The following is a 17,129-nucleotide window of genomic DNA, read 5'->3' on the forward strand; positions in this document are numbered from 1 at the left end:
AAGCTGAACGTCAAAATAAATTAAACAGGATTCTATCACTGCATGGCAATTAAACTTGAAGTAAAAAACCTGTATAAAATATTCGGGGAAAACCCCGATCGCGCATTTAAATATATTGATAAAGGGGAAAGCAAAGAGACTATTCTGGCGAAAACCGGTCTGTCTCTGGGCGTCAAAAACGCCAGTCTGGCCATTGAAGAAGGCGAGATATTCGTCATCATGGGACTCTCCGGCTCCGGAAAATCGACCATGGTTCGCCTTCTCAATCGTCTGATAGAACCCACCCGCGGTCAGGTAATCATTGACGGCGTCGATATTGCAAAAATATCTGACAACGAACTGCGCGAGGTGCGCAGAAATAAAATCAGCATGGTATTCCAGTCGTTTGCGCTGATGCCGCATATGAACGTGCTAAATAATACCGCCTTCGGCATGGAATTAGCTGGCGTCCCACTGGCGGAACGTCAGGAAAAAGCGCTGGACGCGCTGCGTCAGGTCGGTCTGGAAAATTATGCGCATGCTTATCCCGACGAACTTTCCGGCGGCATGCGTCAGCGCGTTGGATTAGCTCGCGCGCTGGCGATTAATCCCGATATTTTGCTGATGGACGAGGCGTTTTCAGCGCTCGATCCGCTGATCCGTACCGAAATGCAGGATGAGCTGGTTAAGCTGCAGGCGAAACATCAGCGCACCATTATTTTTATTTCCCACGATCTCGACGAAGCGATGCGCATCGGCGACCGCATCGCCATTATGCAGGGCGGCGAAGTGGTGCAGGTCGGCACGCCGGATGAAATTCTCAATAACCCGGCTAACGACTATGTGCGCACCTTCTTCCGCGGCGTCGATATCAGCCACGTCTTTAGCGCGAAAGATATCGCCCGCCGCAGCGCTGGCGCACTGATCCGCAAGGCGCCCGGCTTTGGCCCGCGCTCCGCCATCAAACTGCTGCAGGATGAGGATCGCGAATTCGGCTATGTGCTGGAGAAGCAAAAATTTATCGGCGTGGTCTCCACCGACTCGCTGAAGGCGGCGCTGGCGGCAGGCGAAGGGCTGGAGAGCGCCCTGCTCGACGCGCCAGCCGCCGTTCCCTCAGATACCTCGCTGAACGAACTGCTCGGCCACGTCGCGCACGCGCCCTGCGCGGTGCCGGTGGTGGGCGAAGAGAATCAGTACGTCGGTATCATTTCCAAAGGCATGTTGTTACGCGCTTTAGATCGTGAGGGAGCTTCGTCATGAGTGAACAAAACAGTCAACCCTGGGATAGCGCAAGTGCCGCGCCTCACGCCGCCGATGCCGCGCAGGCGAGCAGCGATCCCTGGTCAGGCGCGGGTGATGCCGCAACGCAGAGCGCCGCGCCCGCCGGCAACGGCGCCGACGCCTGGGGAACGCCCGACGGCAGCGCCGCGCATAGCGCCGCCAGCAGCGGCAGCGACTGGCTGAGCAGCGCGCCTGCGCCGCAGCCGGAACATTTTAATCTGCTCGATCCCTTCCATAAAACCTGGATCCCGCTCGATCGCTGGGTGACCGAAGGCATCGACTGGGTGGTCAATCACTTCCGTCCGGTGTTTCAGGGCATTCGCGTGCCGGTGGACTATATCCTGAGCGCCTTTCAGCATCTGCTGCAGAGCCTGCCCGCGCCGATAGCGATTCTGGTGTTCGCTCTGATCGCCTGGCAGATCGCCAGCCCGGCGATGGGCGTCGCTACGCTGATCTCGCTGGTGCTGATCGGTGCTATCGGCGCCTGGTCACAGGCGATGGTGACGCTGGCGCTGGTGCTTACCGCGCTGCTGTTCTGTATCGTTATTGGGCTGCCGCTGGGCATCTGGCTGGCGCGCAGCGAACGCGCGGGTCGCATCATACGACCGCTGCTGGACGCCATGCAGACGACGCCGGCCTTTGTCTACCTGGTGCCGATCGTCATGCTGTTCGGCATCGGCAACGTGCCTGGCGTGGTGGTCACCATTATTTTCGCCCTGCCGCCGATGGTGCGCCTGACCATTCTCGGCATCAAGCAGGTGCCCGCCGATCTGATCGAAGCCAGCGAGTCCTTTGGCGCCAGCCCGCGCCAGATGCTGTTTAAGGTGCAGCTGCCGCTGGCGATGCCGACCATTATGGCAGGCGTAAACCAGACGCTGATGCTGGCGCTGTCGATGGTGGTGATCGCCTCGATGATCGCCGTCGGTGGGCTGGGTCAGATGGTGCTGCGCGGCATCGGCCGTCTTGATATGGGACTGGCCACCGTGGGCGGCGTCGGTATCGTTATCCTCGCCATTATTCTCGATCGTCTGACCCAGTCAGTGGGTCGCGACGGCCGCAGCCGCGGCAGCCGCCACTGGAGCCATAGCGGGCCGGTTGGCCTGCTGACGCGCCCTTTCCGTAAATCCTGATTTTCGGGCGGTCCTTCGCGACCGCCCGCCTCGCAACGTCGATAATAAGGAATAACTATGCGCAAGACCGCACCTCTCCTCGCCGCCGTGCTGACCACGCTCGCCCTCTCCCAGGCTTCCGCTGCCGATCTGCCCGGCACAGGCATTACCGTTAAGCCTGCGCAAAGCACCATTGCTGAAGAGGGCTTTCAGACCCTGCTGGTAAGCCGCGCGCTGGAAAAACTGGGCTATAGCGTCGAGAAGCCGAGCGAAATCGACTACAACGTGGCCTACACCTCTATGGCCTCTGGCGACATTACCTTTATCGCCACCAACTGGCAGCCGCTGCACGACGATATGTATAACGCCGCCGGCGGCGACAAAAAGTTCTACCGCGCAGGCACCTATGTCTCTGGCGCAGCGCAGGGCTACCTGATTGACAAGAAAACCGCCGAGCAGTACCACATCACCAATATCGCCCAGCTGAAAGATCCGAAAATCGCTAAGCTGTTCGACAGCAACGGCGACGGCAAAGCGGATATGACCGGCTGCACGCCGGGCTGGGGCTGCGAAGCGGTTATCAATCATCAGAACACCGCGTTTGGCCTGAGCGATACCGTCACCGCCAATATGGGCAACTACTCGGCGATGATCGCTGATACCCTGGCGCGCTTTAAGCAGGGCAAACCGATTCTTTACTATACCTGGACGCCATACTGGCTGAGCGACGTGCTGAAGCCGGGCCGCGATGTGGTGTGGCTACAGGTGCCGTTCTCGTCGCTGCCTGGGGCGCAGAGCAAGGTCGATACCAAACTGGCTAACGGCGCGAATTACGGTTTCCCGGTTAACACCATGCATATCGTAGCGAACAAAGCCTGGGCTGAAAAAAACCCGGCGGCGGCAAAACTGTTCGCCGAGATGAAGCTGCCGATTACCGATATCAATGCGGAAAACGCGGCGATGCATGCAGGCCAGGCGTCTGAAGCGGATATTAACCGCCACGTCGATGGCTGGATAAAAGCCCACCAGCAGCAGTTCGACCAGTGGATTAAAGATGCCCTCGCGGCCGCAAAATAAGTAAATACTCACTTCAGGGGCGGAACTCTCTGCCCCTTCGCTTTCTGCTGTACCGACTGGTACGTCCTGTCAATTTACACATTAATGAAATAGTTTTTTGGGTTACTATTAACCTATTATGATTATTACTACCTGCCTAATATATAAATGAATACTCATCGCCATACGCTGACGCCTGCGCTGGTCGTGCTGATGTCCATCGCCACCGGGCTCTCCGTAGCAAGCAACTACTACGTGCAGCCGTTGCTCAATACCGTCGCCAGCAATTTCGGCCTCTCCGTCAGCATGGCGGGGTTTATCGTCACCACGGCGCAGCTCGGCTACGCCTGCGGCCTTCTGCTGCTGGTGCCGCTTGGTGATATGCTTGAGCGCCGCGCGCTGATCGTCGGTATGAGCCTGCTGGCCGCAGGCGGCATGGTGATCACCGCTACCTCCTCCTCTTTTTCCCTGCTGCTGCTGGGCACCGTACTGACCGGGCTGTTTTCAGTTGTGGCGCAGATCCTGGTGCCGCTCGCCGCGACGCTGGCGCCGCCGGAGAAGCGTGGCAAGATTGTCGGTACGGTGATGAGCGGGCTGCTGCTCGGCATTCTGCTGGCGCGTACCGTTGCGGGCGCGCTGGCGCAGCTGGGCGGCTGGCGTACCGTTTACTGGACCGCCAGCCTGTTGATGGCGCTGATGGCGCTGGCGCTGTGGCGTTTTCTGCCGCAGGTGAAACCTGCGGTGTCGCTTAACTACCCGCAGCTGCTGAAGTCGATTTTCCAGCTCTATAAGGCGAATCGCGTTATCCGCACCCGCGCCCTGACCGGCTGTCTCTCTTTCGCCAACTTTAGCGTGCTCTGGACTTCAATGGCGTTTCTGCTCGCCTCTCCGCCTTACAGCTACTCTGAAGGCGAAATCGGCCTGCTGGGTCTGGTCGGCGCGGCGGGCGCGCTGGCTGCGCGTCAGGCCGGGTCGCTGGCGGATAAAGGCAAAGCCAGGCTCACCACCACGCTCGGCCTGCTGATTATGCTCGCCTCCTGGGGAATGACGGCGCTGGGCGCGCACTCGCTGGCGGCGCTGATTGTCGGCATTCTGCTGCTCGACCTGGCGGTGCAGGGCGTGCATATCACTAACCAGAGCGTGATCTACAGCCAGATGCCTGAGGCGCGTAATCGCCTCACGTCGGGTTATATGACCAGCTATTTTATCGGCGGCGCTTTTGGCTCCCTTCTTTCCGCCAACGCTTTTCATGCTGCTGGCTGGTACGGCGTTTGTGCCGCAGGCGTGATCATGACGCTGCTCAACCTGCTGATTTGGTGGCGCGGCTATCGCTTCGAAACCCAGTTAAGTAAGTAAATAAAATGCCAAAGATGTGATTGAGTCTGGTCACGAATGGTTAGTTTTGTTATGGTTAGCATCAAATCTATTCACAGAAGTTATTTTTTCTTGCGAAATTATTTAGCAAACAAAAAGTTTCTTCCCGTATTGATATCGACGCCTGCCGCAGCCAGCGGCGGTGAGCGAGGGTTTCGTGCCCAAGGTCAGGGAGTGGCCTGGAAACACCTGATGACGACAGTGTGACCTTCTGAACAATTGCGCGGAGTAAAAATGACTACGCTTAATCTGTCACCATCGTTACTATATTAGTTGAAACTAGTGAGGTTTTTTTATAATGGAAAGTTCGTTTACTCCCATTGAACAGATGCTTAACATCCGCGCAAATCGTCACAAAGATTTCCCGCTGCACGAAATCATTCTGACGCGTCTGTGCATGCACATGCAGGGAAAGCTGCTGGAAAATCGCAATAAGATGTTAAAGGCGCAGGGAATTAACGAAACCTTATTCATGGCGCTGATCACGCTGGACGCGCAGGAAAACCAGAGCATTCAGCCGTCCGAGCTGAGCGCCGCGCTGGGTTCTTCGCGTACCAATGCGACGCGCATCGCAGATGAGCTGGAGAAACGCGGCTGGATTGAGCGTCGCGAGAGCGATAACGATCGTCGCTGCCTCCATCTGCATCTGACTGAAAAAGGTAATGAGTTTCTGCGTCAGCTGCTGCCGCCTCAGCATCAGAGCCTGCAGTATCTCTGGTCTTCCCTGTCGACTGATGAAAAATCGCAGCTGGAAGGCATTACGCGTAAGTTACTCAATCGTCTCGATAAAATGGACGAAGATCAGGTCATCGCTTCCCTCTCTCGCTAATAGCAAGAACTGCGACACAATCACCTGTCGAAACCGTTATTTTAATCCCCTTTTATCCGGCCAGCGCCTTGTCGCTGGCTTTTTTCGACTCGGGCTCCGTGAAAAGGGACGATCGCGCCCCGACATATGAAACAGTTGGAGATTGACATGAGTGCAACGGCGGAGGCGCAAAGCCCGCAACAGCCAGCCAATAAAAAGAAGACGCGTAAAAAAGTGCTGCTTCTGCTGGCGCTGCTTTTTGTGCTGGCTGGTATCGCATGGGGCGTTTACTGGTTCCTGGTGCTGCGGCACTTTCAGGAAACGGACGATGCTTACGTAGCCGGAAACCAGGTACAGGTGATGGCGCAGGTGTCGGGCAGCGTCAATAAGGTCTGGTTTGACGATACCGATTACGTCAAGAAAGGCGACGTGCTGGTTTCGCTGGATAAAACTGACGCCGAACAGGCGTTTGAAAAAGCGCAGACCGCGCTGGCCACCAGCGTGCGTCAGACGCATCAGCTGATGATCAACGCTAAGCAGTATCAGGCGAGTATTGCGCTGCAGCAAACCGCGCTGGCGCAGGCGGAAGCCGATCTGAAACGTCGCGAGCCGCTGGGTGCCTCTAACCTGATCGGCCGCGAAGAGCTGCAGCACTCGCGCGATGCGGTTGCCACCGCTAAAGCGCAGCTTGATGTGGCGGTGCAGCAGTACAACGCGAATCAGGCGATGATCCTCAACACTTCGCTGGAGGATCAGCCTGCGGTGAAACAGGCCGCCGCTGAACTGCGCGACGCCTGGCTGGCGCTGCAGCGTACCGATATTCGCAGCCCGATGGACGGTTATGTCTCGCGCCGCAGCGTGCAGGTCGGTTCGCAAATCGATACCAGCACAGCGCTGATGGCCGTGGTTCCCGCCACCAACCTGTGGATCGACGCCAACTTTAAAGAGACGCAGCTGGCAGGCGTACGCATTGGACAGGACGCGACGGTCGTGGCTGATATCTACGGCGACGACGTGACCTATCACGGCAAAGTGGTCGGCCTGGATATGGGCACCGGCAGCGCTTTTTCGCTGCTGCCTGCGCAGAACGCCACCGGCAACTGGATCAAAGTGGTGCAGCGTCTGCCGGTGCGTATCGAGCTTAACCAGGATGATATCGTGAAGCATCCGCTGCGCATTGGTCTCTCGACGCTGGTGAAAGTCGATACCACGAATAAAGATGGCAGCATGCTCGCCACCAGCGTTCGCCAGCAGGCTGCCTACAGCACTAATGCGCTGGCGATCGACCTGGCGCCGGTGAATCAGCTGATCACAGATATTGTCCGCGCCAACGCCGGATGATGACGCGGAGGCTGTCATGGCACAAAAACCGCTAGAAGGCGCGCCGCTGGTCCTGATGACCATTGCGCTGTCGTTGGCGACCTTTATGCAGGTGCTGGATTCGACCATCGCTAACGTGGCGATCCCCACTATTGCAGGCAATCTGGGCGCGTCCAACTCACAGGGCACCTGGGTCATTACCTCGTTTGGGGTGGCGAACGCCATCTCCATTCCCATTACGGGCTGGCTGGCGAAGCGCGTCGGCGAGGTAAAACTCTTTACCTGGGCGACGATTTTGTTCGCCCTTGCCTCCTGGGCGTGCGGTATGTCGGAAAGCCTGGAGATGCTGATTTTCTTCCGCATCCTGCAGGGCGTGGTAGCCGGTCCGCTGATCCCACTGTCGCAGAGTCTGCTGCTGAGCAACTATCCGCCCGCCAAACGCAGCATCGCCCTCTCGTTGTGGGCGATGACGGTGATTGTCGCGCCGATCTGCGGCCCAATTCTTGGCGGCTGGATCAGCGATAACTACCACTGGGGCTGGATCTTCTTTATCAACGTGCCGATCGGCGCCGTGGTGGTGATGCTGACGTTGCAGACCCTGCGCGGCCGCGAGACACGCACCGAAGTACGTCCTATCGACGTGGTGGGCCTGGTGCTGCTGGTCGTGGGTATCGGCTGTCTGCAGGTAATGCTGGACCGCGGTAAAGAGCTTGACTGGTTTAACTCCACCGAGATTATCGTGCTGACAGTCGTCGCCGTGATATCTCTGGCGGTGCTGCTGGTGTGGGAGCTGACCGACGACCACCCTATTGTCGATCTGGCGCTGTTTAAGTCGCGCAACTTCACTATCGGCTGCCTCTCAATCAGCCTGGCCTATATGCTCTACTTCGGCTCGATTGTATTGCTGCCGCAGCTGTTGCAGGAGGTATATGGCTACACCGCCACTTGGGCCGGTCTGGCGTCCGCGCCGGTAGGCATTATTCCGGTGATCCTGTCGCCGATTATCGGCCGCTTCGCCCACAAGCTGGATATGCGCAAGCTGGTGACCTTCAGCTTTATTATGTATGCCGTCTGCTTCTACTGGCGCGCCTATACCTTCGAACCCTCGATGGACTTCGGTGCATCGGCCTGGCCGCAGTTTATCCAGGGATTCGCCGTCGCCTGCTTCTTTATGCCGCTCACCACCATTACCCTTTCCGGGCTGTCGCCGGATCGGCTGGCGGCTGCGTCGAGCCTGTCGAACTTCGTGCGTACCCTGGCGGGCTCGATTGGCACCTCGATTACCACCACCATGTGGACCGACCGGGAATCGATGCATCACAGCACCTTCAGCGAGTCGGTTACGCCCTATAACCCCAATGCGCAGCAGATGTATCACCAGCTGGAAGGGATGGGCATGTCACATCAGCAGGCATCAGCCTATATCGCGCAGCAGATCACCAACCAGGGATTGATTATCTCTGCCAATGAGATCTTCTGGGCGTCGGCGGGAGTGTTTCTGGTTCTGCTGGTGCTGATCTGGTTCGCCCGACCGCCCTTTGGGTCAGGCAGCGGCGGCGGCGGCGCGCACTAGCGTCTGTTTCGCCATCCCTGACAGACCCCTGTCCGCTTCGGCATTTTCCCTAAACAAAAACGGGCCTTTCGGCCCGTTTTTTTATGCGTTCTGTCGCCACCATTCGGCAAGCAAAATGCCGGTCGCCACCGAGACGTTAAGGCTCTCGACGTTGCCGGTCCCGCCGATCGACAGGCTGATATCGCCCTGCTGGAACGCGCTGTCAGACAGGCCTTCGCTCTCCTGACCCAGCACCAGCACCATCTTCGCCGGCAGCTCAGCTTTCGCCAGCGGCGTCCCCTCATGGCTTGAGGTCGTTACGATGGTGTAACCCGCTTTACGGAACGCTTCCAGACCGCCAGCAAAGCTTTCGCCGCTGATCGCCTGTACGTGTTCGGCGCCGCCTTCAGCGGTACGCACCGCCGCGCCGGACTCCAGCAGCGAAGCGTCATTCACCAGCAGGCCTTTAACGCCGAAGTGCGCGCAGCTGCGCATAATGCCGCCCAGGTTATGCGGGTTGCTGACATCTTCCAGCGCCAGTACGCAATCTTTCTCACCGGCCTGGCTCAGCCACTCGCTGACCGCCATGCCCATGCGTTTTTTAATAATGAAGCAGACGCCGCCGTGATGCTCGGTGCCGGACGCTTTCGCCAGCTCAGCATCCTCTACGACGTGATAGGCTTTGCGGTTCGCCGCCAGCCAGCGCAGCGCTTCGCGGAAACGCGGCGTCACGCTCTGCACAAACCAGGCGCGCACGATCGCTTCCGGACGGCTCTGAAACAGCGCCTGGCAGGCGTTTTCACCATACACGCGCGTCTCTTCCTGACGCTGACGACGGATCACTTCCGGATCGATAGCGACCTTGCCGCCCTGCTCCGGCTGCTTCTCTTCAACGGACGCGCGCTCGCTCGGCGGACGCGACACGGTACGCCACGGCGAGAATGACTCGTCGTTACGCGGTTTGCGGCCAGCCTCATCGCTGCGAGGCCTGCGGCTGCCTTCATCGCTGCGGGGTTTGCGGCTGGCGCCCTCTTCGCTACGGCGGCCAGAGGAACGACGCGAATCTTCCTGACGGGCTGGGCGGCCACCACCTTTACCGGTACGCGGGTTCGGCGCGCGTGAGCCATTCTCGCCCTCATCTCGCACGTACATCACTTTTACCTTGCCACTTTTGCCTTTAAATTCGTCGTTCATCTGTTCCTCCTGCATTGAGAGCGCGAAGATTACCTGATGTATTGGCGCTTAGCTATCAACTATTGAACCTATTGGACAATCCAGTTTGAGGGCTGTTCGCAACCTTCTCATAATGGACAATATTTACAAAACTGACACCTGCAAACCCCTTGAGGTCTATATGAATACGGTATGCGCTTCCTGTCAGGCAACCAATCGCGTTCCCCTGGATCGCGTTGCCGATGGAGCTAAATGCGGCCGCTGCGGCAGCGAACTCTTTAATGGCGAAGTGGCTAACGCGACCGCCGAAACGCTGGATAAATATTTACAGGACGATCTGCCGGTCGTGGTGGATTTCTGGGCGCCCTGGTGCGGCCCCTGCGTCAACTTCGCGCCGGTCTTTAAAGAGGTGGCGCAGGAGCGCAGCGGCCAGGTGCGTTTCGTTAAGGTCAATACCGAAGCGGAACCTTCACTGAGCACGCGTTTCCGCATTCGCAGCATTCCCACCATTATGATCTTTAAAAAAGGCGAGCTGGTGGACATGCTGAACGGCGCGATGCCGAAAGCGCCTTTCAACGAATGGCTTGATGAGTCGCTATAAACCCTGAGCTGGCAAACGGAAGATCTGGCCCAAAAGCCAGGCTTCCCGCGGCCACGATCAAAAACGCGGAAGTCTCTCCGCATTAGCCTCTTATCAGCCCACACAGGCCAGCCGCGCTGGCCTTTTTCTTTTCCCGCGCGCTTCGATTACACTAGCGTTTTACTTTGCTCACTAAGCCATGACTGATAACGCCGTTCTCCGCCTGCGTGCGCAACGCCTTGCCCGCGCCACTCGCCCTTTTCTCGCCCGTGGCAACCGCGTGGTGCGCTGTCAGCGCTGTCTGCTGCCGCAAAAAAATTGCCTGTGCGCCACTATCCAGCCGCAGAGCGCGCGTAGCCGCTTTTGCCTGGTGATGTTCGATACCGAGCCGATGAAGCCCAGCAATACCGGGCGACTGATCGCCGATATTTTGCCGCAGACCGAAGCGTTTGGCTGGTCGCGTACCGAACCCGATCCCGCGCTGCTGAGCGCGGTTGCGCATCCCGACTATCAGCCGATGGTGGTGTTTCCCGCCTCTTACGCCGATCCCGGCCGCGAAGTGCTGACCGCGCCGCCGCTCAGCGGCAAGCCGCCGCTCTTTATTATGCTCGACGGCACCTGGACCGAGGCGCGCAAAATGTTTCGTAAAAGTCCCTGGCTCGATGCGCTGCCGGTCATGTCGCTAAACGTTACCGCGCCCTCGCGCTATACGCTGCGCGAAGCACATGGCGAAGGCCAGCACTGCACCGCCGAAGTCGCCGCCGCGCTGCTGGAGCAGGCAGGCGATGGGGCCGCGGCGCACGCTCTGCTTCACCATTTTGAACGGTTTCGTCATGCCTATCTGGCAGGTAAACCGCACCATCCCGCGTATCAAAGCGCCATCGCTGAGAGTCTTTAGCGCTTACGTGCGGCGATCCGCTGCCGGATTGCCGCCTCCCCTCCGCGCGAGCAAAATTTTGTCGCGGTTCTCAGCCTGCGATCGTCGAACCGGCAAATCCGGGAAAAAACGATTACAATCACGCCAGTCGACTTCAGGAGGGCGGGATGAGCCAACGCGGGCTGGAAGCGCTGTTACGACCTAAATCTATTGCGGTGATTGGCGCCTCGGACAGGCCGGGACGCGCCGGGCACTTTATGATGCGCAATCTGCTGGCAGGCGGCTTCAGCGGCCCGGTGCTGCCGGTCACGCCAAAGTACAGAGCCGTCAGCGGCGTGCTCGCCTGGCCTACCATCGACAGCCTGCCTTTCGCGCCTGACCTGGCGGTGATCTGCACCCATGCGAAGCGCAATCTCGAACTGCTGCAGCAGCTGGGCGAAAAAGGGTGCAAAGCCTGCATTATTCTCTCCGCACCCGCCAGCCAGCTGGAGGCGCTAAAAAGCTGCGCCGCGCAGTGGCAGATCCGCCTGCTCGGCCCCAACAGTCTCGGGCTGCTCGCGCCCTGGCAAGGACTTAACGCCAGCTTTTCGCCGGTGCCGATTGAGAAAGGCCGCATCGCCTTTATCTCGCAGTCGGCGGCGGTCTCCAATACCATTCTCGACTGGGCGCAGCAGCGCAATCTGGGCTTCTCCTGGTTTATTGCGCTGGGTGACAGCCTGGATACCGACGTTGACGATCTGCTCGATTTTCTGGCGCGCGACGGCAAAACCAGCGCCATTCTGCTCTACCTTGAGCACCTGAGCGACGCGCGACGCTTTGTGTCGGCCTCGCGCAGTGCCTCGCGCAATAAACCTATTCTGGTAATCAAAAGCGGCCGCAGTCATCAGGCTCAGGCCCTGCTCGGCACCCATAGCGGGCTGGACGCCGCCTGGGATGCGGCGATTCAGCGCGCAGGCCTGCTGCGCGTGCAGGATACCCATGAGCTTTTCACCGCCGTGGAGTCGCTCAGCCATATGCGTCCGCTGCGCGGCGACAGGCTAATGATTATTAGCAACGGCGCCGCCCCTGCCGCACTGGCATTAGATGAACTCTATGCGCGCAACGGCAAGCTTGCCGCCCTGGGCGACGAAACGCTTTCGGCGCTGGCCGCACTGCTGCCGGAAGGGGTCGGGCGCGGCAATCCGCTCGACCTGAAAGATGACGCCACGCCGCAGCGCTATGTTGACTGCATTAATGTGCTGCTGAACAGCCATGAACTGGATGCGTTGATGATCATCCATGCGCCCAGCGCGGTAGCGCCCGCAACCGAATCGGCGCAGCAAATCATTGACGCCATCGCCGCTCATCCGCGCGGCAAGCAGGTGACGCTCCTGACCAACTGGTGCGGCGAATTCTCATCGCTGGCGGCGCGGCGCGCCTTTACCCAGGCGGGCATCCCCACATGGCGCACGCCGGAAGGCACAGTAACCGCCTTTATGCACCAGGTAGAGTATCGCCGTAACCAGAAACAGCTGCGCGAAACGCCGGCGCTGCCCGCCAGCCTGACCCAGGACAGCGCTCAGGCGCATCAGCTGCTGTCGCAGGCGCTGGCGAAAGGCGTTACTACGCTTGATACCCATGAGGTGCAGCCGATCCTGCAGGCGTACGGTATGGCAACGCTGCCGACATGGATCGCCCACGACAGCGGGGAAGCGGCCGCTATCGCCGAGCGTATCGGCTATCCTGTGGCGCTCAAGCTGCGCTCGCCCGATATCGCCCATAAATCTGAAGTTCAGGGCGTTATGCTCTATCTGCGCAACGCCGCAGAAGTCGAGCAGGCGGCCGAAGCCATTATCGACCGGGTTAAACAGACGCTGCCTCAGGCACGCATCGAAGGTTTGCTGGTTCAGAGCATGGCTAATCGCGCCGGCGCTCAGGAGCTGCGCGTAGTGGTGCAACAGGATGCGCTGTTCGGGCCGGTTATTTTGCTGGGCGAAGGCGGTGTTGAATGGCAGGCGGACAAACAGGCGGCGGTCGCGCTGCCACCGCTTAATATGACGCTGGCGCGCTATCTGGTCATTCAGGCGATCAAAAGCGGCAAGATCCGCAGTCGCGGCGGTCTGGGAACGCTGGATATTCCGGCGCTCAGTCAGCTGCTGGTGCAGGTTTCTAACCTGGTGGTGGACTGCCCGGAGATCCAGCGGCTCGATATTCATCCGCTGCTGGCGGCGGGCAGCGAATTTACCCTGCTTGATGTTACTCTGGATCTGGCGCCTTTTAGCGGCGACAGCGAAGCGCGGCTGGCGATTCGCCCCTATCCGCAGCAGCTTGAAGAGCGGGTCATGCTGAAAGATGGGCAGAGCTGCCTGTTCCGCCCTATCCTGCCGGAGGACGAACCGCTGCTGCGCGCCTTTATCGCACAGGTCACTAAAGAAGACCTCTATTACCGCTACTTCAGCGAAATTAACGAATTTACCCATGACGATCTCGCCAATATGACGCAGATCGATTATGACCGCGAGATGGCTTTCGTCGCGGTGCGCCAGCAGCAGGAGATGAGCGAGATTATTGGCGTCACGCGCGCGATCTCCGATGCCGACAATATCGACGCCGAATTTTCCGTACTGGTGCGATCCGACTTAAAAGGGCTGGGCATGGGACGACGACTGCTGGAAAAAATGATCCGCTATACGCGCGATCACGGGCTGCAGCAGCTCAACGGTATCACCATGCCGCACAACCGCGGCATGATTACCTTGGCGCGCAAGCTGGGTTTCGGCGTGGATGTTCAGCTTGATGAGGGTATCGTCAGCCTGAATTTACCCTTACACAGGGACATCGGCTAACCTTGTAGAGAAAGGTAAAAAATGGCCGACTACATAAGGTTGGTGTTATTATTTACCGTTATGACCCTGATTTGATGGCAAAAGGCCATGCAATGAACCGAGAAGAAGCGCACTGCGATGCTGACTAAATTTAAACGCAATAAGCATCAACAACACCTCGCACAGTTGCCGAAACTGTCACAGTCCGCTGCGGATGTGTCAACGCTCTACTCGCCTGCTGATTTCCGTCGCACGCTGCTGGAAAAAATCGCGGCGGCGCAGCATCGCATCTGCATTGTCGCCCTCTATATGGAGAACGACGACGCCGGACGTGCCGTTATGGATGCGCTCTATGCGGCGAAACGCGCGCGTCCAGAGCTGGATGTCAGCATTCTGGTTGACTGGCATCGCGCTCAGCGCGGCCGCATCGGTGCGGCGCGCGGCGTAACGAATGCAGACTGGTATTGCGAAATGGCGACGCAGCATGCGGATATCGCTATTCCGGTTTACGGCATTCCGGTCAATACGCGCGAAGCGCTGGGCGTACTGCACCTTAAAGGCTTTATTATCGACGATACGCTGCTCTACAGCGGCGCCAGTATTAACGACGTTTATCTGCACCAGCACGATAAGTACCGTTACGATCGCTATCAGCTGATTCGTAATCCGCAGCTGGCCGACACCATGTATGAGTGGATCAACGTCAATCTCAAGCAGTCGGAAGCGGTCAATCGTCTCGACCAGCAGGAACGCCCCTCCAGCCCGGAAATCAAAAATGAAACGCGCCAGTTCCGCCAGGATCTGCGCGGATTCAATTATCAGTTCGCTGGCGATGGCCATAACGAAGAGCTGACCGTTACGCCGCTGGTCGGCCTGGGCAAACGCAGCCTGCTGAACAAAACTATCTTCCACCTGATGCCCTGCACCGAGCGGAAGCTGACTATCTGCACGCCTTATTTCAACCTGCCGGCGATTCTGGTGCGCAGCATTATCCATTTGCTGCGCGAGGGCAAAGAGGTAGAGATCATCGTCGGCGATAAGACCGCCAACGATTTCTATATTCCGCCCGAGCAGCCGTTCAAAATCATCGGCGCACTGCCCTATCTTTATGAAATTAACCTGCGCCGCTTCCTCAGCCGCCTGCAGTATTATGTGGATAACGGCCAGCTGGCGGTACGGCTGTGGAAGGATGGCGAGAACAGCTATCACCTGAAAGGCATATGGGTAGATGACGAGTGGACGCTGATTACCGGCAATAACCTTAATCCGCGCGCCTGGCGCCTCGATCTGGAAAACGCAGTGCTTATCCACGATCCGCTGCAGCAGCTGGCCGAGCAGCGTGAAAAAGAGCTGTCGCTGATTCGTACCCACACTCACGTGGTGAAGCACTTCCGCGAGCTGGAAAGCATCTCCGACTATCCGGCTAAGGTGCGCAAGCTGATCCGCCGCCTGCGCCGTATTCGTATCGACCGTCTTATTAGCCGCATTCTCTGATGCGTTGCCTGGCGCGCCGCTGCGTGCCAGGCAAAAAGCCTTCAACAGCCGCTTTTCGGGCGGGAACGGTGAAGGCTTCGCCAGAAAGAGCTACAGCCTGATGCCTTTGCCGCGTTTATGTAGCAACAGCGACACCACAAACGCCAGCGCGCCCATCGCCGACACATACCAGAAGAATGTTGTTTCGATGCCCTGCTGTTTCATCAGCAGCGCGACATATTCCGCCGACCCGCCGAAAATAGCATTCGCCACGGCATAGGATAAGCCGACGCCAAGCGCACGCACCTCCGGCGGGAACATCTCCGCCTTAAGGATGCCGCTGATCGCGGTATAGAAACTGGTAATCAGCAGCGCCAGCATGATCAGGCAGAAAGCGATGGCAGGACTCTGCACGCTTTGCAGCGCAGTCAGGATCGGAACGGTACATATGGCCGCGCCCGCGCCGAAGATCAGCATTGATCCCCGACGACCGATTTTATCTGAGAGCGCGCCGATAAGGGGCTGTATCAGCATAAACACCAGCAGCGCGCCGGTCATCAGTCCGCTGGCGCTTTTCGCATCCATGCCCGCCGTGTTCACCAGATACTTCTGCATATAGGTAGTAAAGGTATAGAAGCTCAGCGAGCCGCCTGCGGTAAAACCAAGCACCATCAGAAAGGCGCGCGGATGGTTGCGCAGCAGGCCGGTAATACTGCCAGCGTCTTTATGCCGACGGCTCTGTTTATCAGAGGTTTCATGCAGTGAACGCCGCAGCCATAGAGCCACCACGGCAAGGAGAGCACCGAGGAAAAAAGGAATGCGCCAGCCCCAGCTGCGCAGATCCTCTTCGCTGAGAATAAACTGCAGTACGACGACCGTCAGCACCGCCAGTAGCTGGCCACCGATCAGCGTGACATACTGAAAAGAGGCGTAGAACCCTTTGCGTCCCTCCAGCGCCACTTCGCTCATGTAGGTCGCGCTGGTGCCATACTCCCCGCCGACCGACAGCCCCTGAAACATGCGCGCCAGCAGCAGGATCGCCGGAGCGGCAATGCCAATGCTGCTATAGCCGGGCAGACAGGCGATGACCAGCGAGCCAAAACACATCATGCATACCGAAATAAGCATCGACTTCTTACGTCCGTGACGATCGCCGATATATCCAAACAGCCAGCCGCCAATGGGACGCATTAAAAAGCCTGCGGCGAACACCCCGGCAGTTTGCAGCAGCTGCGTCGTGGTATCACCTTTGGGGAAGAAGATATGTGCGAAATAGAGTGAGAAAAAGGAGTAGACATAAAAGTCGAACCACTCCACCAGGTTGCCTGATGATGCGCCGACGATTGCCCAGACGCGTTTTTTGCTGATCCCCTGCTCTTCTGCTGCATGCTGGGATGCGCGCGTATTAATTTCTGCCATGCGTAACCTCATGTTCCTTGCTGATAAACAGCGTCAAAACAGTGAGTAAACCACTTCATCAATGACAACGAAATGTTATCGCCGATATGCTGTGGTAAATGTGATGCGGAAGAGGTTTGGTTGTAACGCGTGTAGAGAGGATCAGGATTTTTTCTGACGTATAACGCAAAAAACCCTGACCGTGAGGTCAGGGTTATCGCGTTTGGATGCCTGGCAGTTCCCTACTCTCGCATGGGGAGACCCCACACTACCATCGGCGCTACGGCGTTTCACTTCTGAGTTCGGCATGGGGTCAGGTGGGACCGCCGCGCTAAGGCCGCCAGG

General features: G+C 58.3%; 13 protein-coding genes and 1 rRNA gene. 11 read left to right on the top strand and 3 right to left on the bottom strand.

The window, feature by feature from the left end; genetic code table 11:
* The first annotated feature begins 42 nt into the window (after positions 1-42).
* The 7 genes from proV (at position 43) to emrB (ending at position 8,500) form a co-directional block, all read left to right on the top strand.
* On the top strand, positions 43-1,239 hold the full coding sequence (gene proV / locus MHZ89_RS10835; protein ID WP_311782990.1) for a glycine betaine/L-proline ABC transporter ATP-binding protein ProV: 1,197 nt from the start codon (positions 43-45) through the stop codon (positions 1,237-1,239).
* Positions 1,236-2,390 (top strand): glycine betaine/L-proline ABC transporter permease ProW, encoded by a 1,155-nt coding sequence (gene proW / locus MHZ89_RS10840; RefSeq protein ID WP_311782991.1) that lies wholly within the window; start codon positions 1,236-1,238, stop codon positions 2,388-2,390. Before proV ends, proW begins: the two co-directional genes overlap by 4 nt.
* Before the next feature lie 57 nt (positions 2,391-2,447).
* Positions 2,448-3,446 carry a glycine betaine/L-proline ABC transporter substrate-binding protein ProX gene (proX, locus tag MHZ89_RS10845; protein ID WP_120457410.1) on the top strand — a complete coding sequence of 333 codons (999 nt, stop codon included), beginning with the start codon at positions 2,448-2,450 and terminating at the stop codon, positions 3,444-3,446.
* Positions 3,447-3,593: 147 nt separating this feature from the next.
* Entirely contained in the window at positions 3,594-4,781 is a 1,188-nt protein-coding gene (locus MHZ89_RS10850) for an MFS transporter (protein ID WP_311782992.1), read from the top strand.
* A gap of 316 nt (positions 4,782-5,097) precedes the next feature.
* Entirely contained in the window at positions 5,098-5,628 is a 531-nt protein-coding gene (gene mprA, locus MHZ89_RS10855; protein ID WP_081142432.1) for a transcriptional repressor MprA, read from the top strand.
* Between the two features lie 147 nt (positions 5,629-5,775).
* A complete protein-coding gene (gene emrA, locus MHZ89_RS10860) occupies positions 5,776-6,948 on the top strand; it encodes a multidrug efflux MFS transporter periplasmic adaptor subunit EmrA (RefSeq protein ID WP_120457649.1) in 1,173 nt (390 codons plus the stop codon).
* A gap of 16 nt (positions 6,949-6,964) precedes the next feature.
* Positions 6,965-8,500, top strand: coding sequence for a multidrug efflux MFS transporter permease subunit EmrB (emrB, locus tag MHZ89_RS10865; RefSeq protein WP_126690599.1), 1,536 nt, complete (start codon positions 6,965-6,967; stop codon positions 8,498-8,500).
* Between the two features lie 81 nt (positions 8,501-8,581).
* On the opposite strand, the gene MHZ89_RS10870 is transcribed toward emrB, so the two are convergent.
* Positions 8,582-9,673 carry a tRNA/rRNA methyltransferase gene (locus MHZ89_RS10870; protein WP_311782993.1) on the bottom strand — a complete coding sequence of 364 codons (1,092 nt, stop codon included), beginning with the start codon at positions 9,671-9,673 and terminating at the stop codon, positions 8,582-8,584.
* Between the two features lie 160 nt (positions 9,674-9,833).
* On the opposite strand from MHZ89_RS10870, the gene trxC reads away from it, so the two are divergent.
* The 4 genes from trxC (at position 9,834) to pssA (ending at position 15,407) form a co-directional block, all read left to right on the top strand.
* Positions 9,834-10,253, top strand: a complete 420-nt coding sequence (trxC, locus tag MHZ89_RS10875; RefSeq protein ID WP_311782994.1) for a thioredoxin TrxC — start codon at positions 9,834-9,836, stop codon at positions 10,251-10,253.
* 178 nt (positions 10,254-10,431) lie between these two features.
* Complete coding sequence (locus MHZ89_RS10880; protein ID WP_311782995.1) at positions 10,432-11,130, top strand: tRNA-uridine aminocarboxypropyltransferase; 699 nt, start codon at positions 10,432-10,434, stop codon at positions 11,128-11,130.
* Between the two features lie 146 nt (positions 11,131-11,276).
* Positions 11,277-13,934, top strand: coding sequence for a bifunctional acetate--CoA ligase family protein/GNAT family N-acetyltransferase (locus tag MHZ89_RS10885; RefSeq protein ID WP_311782996.1), 2,658 nt, complete (start codon positions 11,277-11,279; stop codon positions 13,932-13,934).
* A 117-nt stretch (positions 13,935-14,051) separates the two neighbouring features.
* Positions 14,052-15,407, top strand: coding sequence for a CDP-diacylglycerol--serine O-phosphatidyltransferase (pssA, locus tag MHZ89_RS10890; protein ID WP_311782997.1), 1,356 nt, complete (start codon positions 14,052-14,054; stop codon positions 15,405-15,407).
* A gap of 90 nt (positions 15,408-15,497) precedes the next feature.
* On the opposite strand, the gene MHZ89_RS10895 is transcribed toward pssA, so the two are convergent.
* Positions 15,498-16,805, bottom strand: a complete 1,308-nt coding sequence (locus MHZ89_RS10895) for an MFS family transporter (protein WP_311782998.1) — start codon at positions 16,803-16,805, stop codon at positions 15,498-15,500.
* 208 nt (positions 16,806-17,013) lie between these two features.
* Positions 17,014-17,129: ribosomal RNA gene (rrf, locus tag MHZ89_RS10900) — 5S ribosomal RNA — on the bottom strand.

Origin of the sequence: Pantoea sp. ACRSB (genome assembly GCF_022346905.1) — a bacterium.
GTDB classification, from domain to species: Bacteria; Pseudomonadota; Gammaproteobacteria; order Enterobacterales; family Enterobacteriaceae; genus Pantoea; species Pantoea piersonii.

Excerpts from the sequence above, each read along its gene's own strand:
- MHZ89_RS10885 (WP_311782996.1), top strand. The coding sequence starts at position 11,277 with ATGAGCCAACGCGGGCTGGAAGCGCTGTTACGACCTAAATCTATTGCG.
- mprA (WP_081142432.1), top strand. The coding sequence starts at position 5,098 with ATGGAAAGTTCGTTTACTCCCATTGAACAGATGCTTAACATCCGCGCA.
- MHZ89_RS10870 (WP_311782993.1), bottom strand. The coding sequence starts at position 9,673 with ATGAACGACGAATTTAAAGGCAAAAGTGGCAAGGTAAAAGTGATGTAC.
- proW (WP_311782991.1), top strand. The coding sequence starts at position 1,236 with ATGAGTGAACAAAACAGTCAACCCTGGGATAGCGCAAGTGCCGCGCCT.
- pssA (WP_311782997.1), top strand. The coding sequence starts at position 14,052 with ATGCTGACTAAATTTAAACGCAATAAGCATCAACAACACCTCGCACAG.
- MHZ89_RS10850 (WP_311782992.1), top strand. The coding sequence starts at position 3,594 with ATGAATACTCATCGCCATACGCTGACGCCTGCGCTGGTCGTGCTGATG.
- MHZ89_RS10895 (WP_311782998.1), bottom strand. The coding sequence starts at position 16,805 with ATGGCAGAAATTAATACGCGCGCATCCCAGCATGCAGCAGAAGAGCAG.
- trxC (WP_311782994.1), top strand. The coding sequence starts at position 9,834 with ATGAATACGGTATGCGCTTCCTGTCAGGCAACCAATCGCGTTCCCCTG.
- emrA (WP_120457649.1), top strand. The coding sequence starts at position 5,776 with ATGAGTGCAACGGCGGAGGCGCAAAGCCCGCAACAGCCAGCCAATAAA.
- MHZ89_RS10880 (WP_311782995.1), top strand. The coding sequence starts at position 10,432 with ATGACTGATAACGCCGTTCTCCGCCTGCGTGCGCAACGCCTTGCCCGC.
- proX (WP_120457410.1), top strand. The coding sequence starts at position 2,448 with ATGCGCAAGACCGCACCTCTCCTCGCCGCCGTGCTGACCACGCTCGCC.
- proV (WP_311782990.1), top strand. The coding sequence starts at position 43 with ATGGCAATTAAACTTGAAGTAAAAAACCTGTATAAAATATTCGGGGAA.
- emrB (WP_126690599.1), top strand. The coding sequence starts at position 6,965 with ATGGCACAAAAACCGCTAGAAGGCGCGCCGCTGGTCCTGATGACCATT.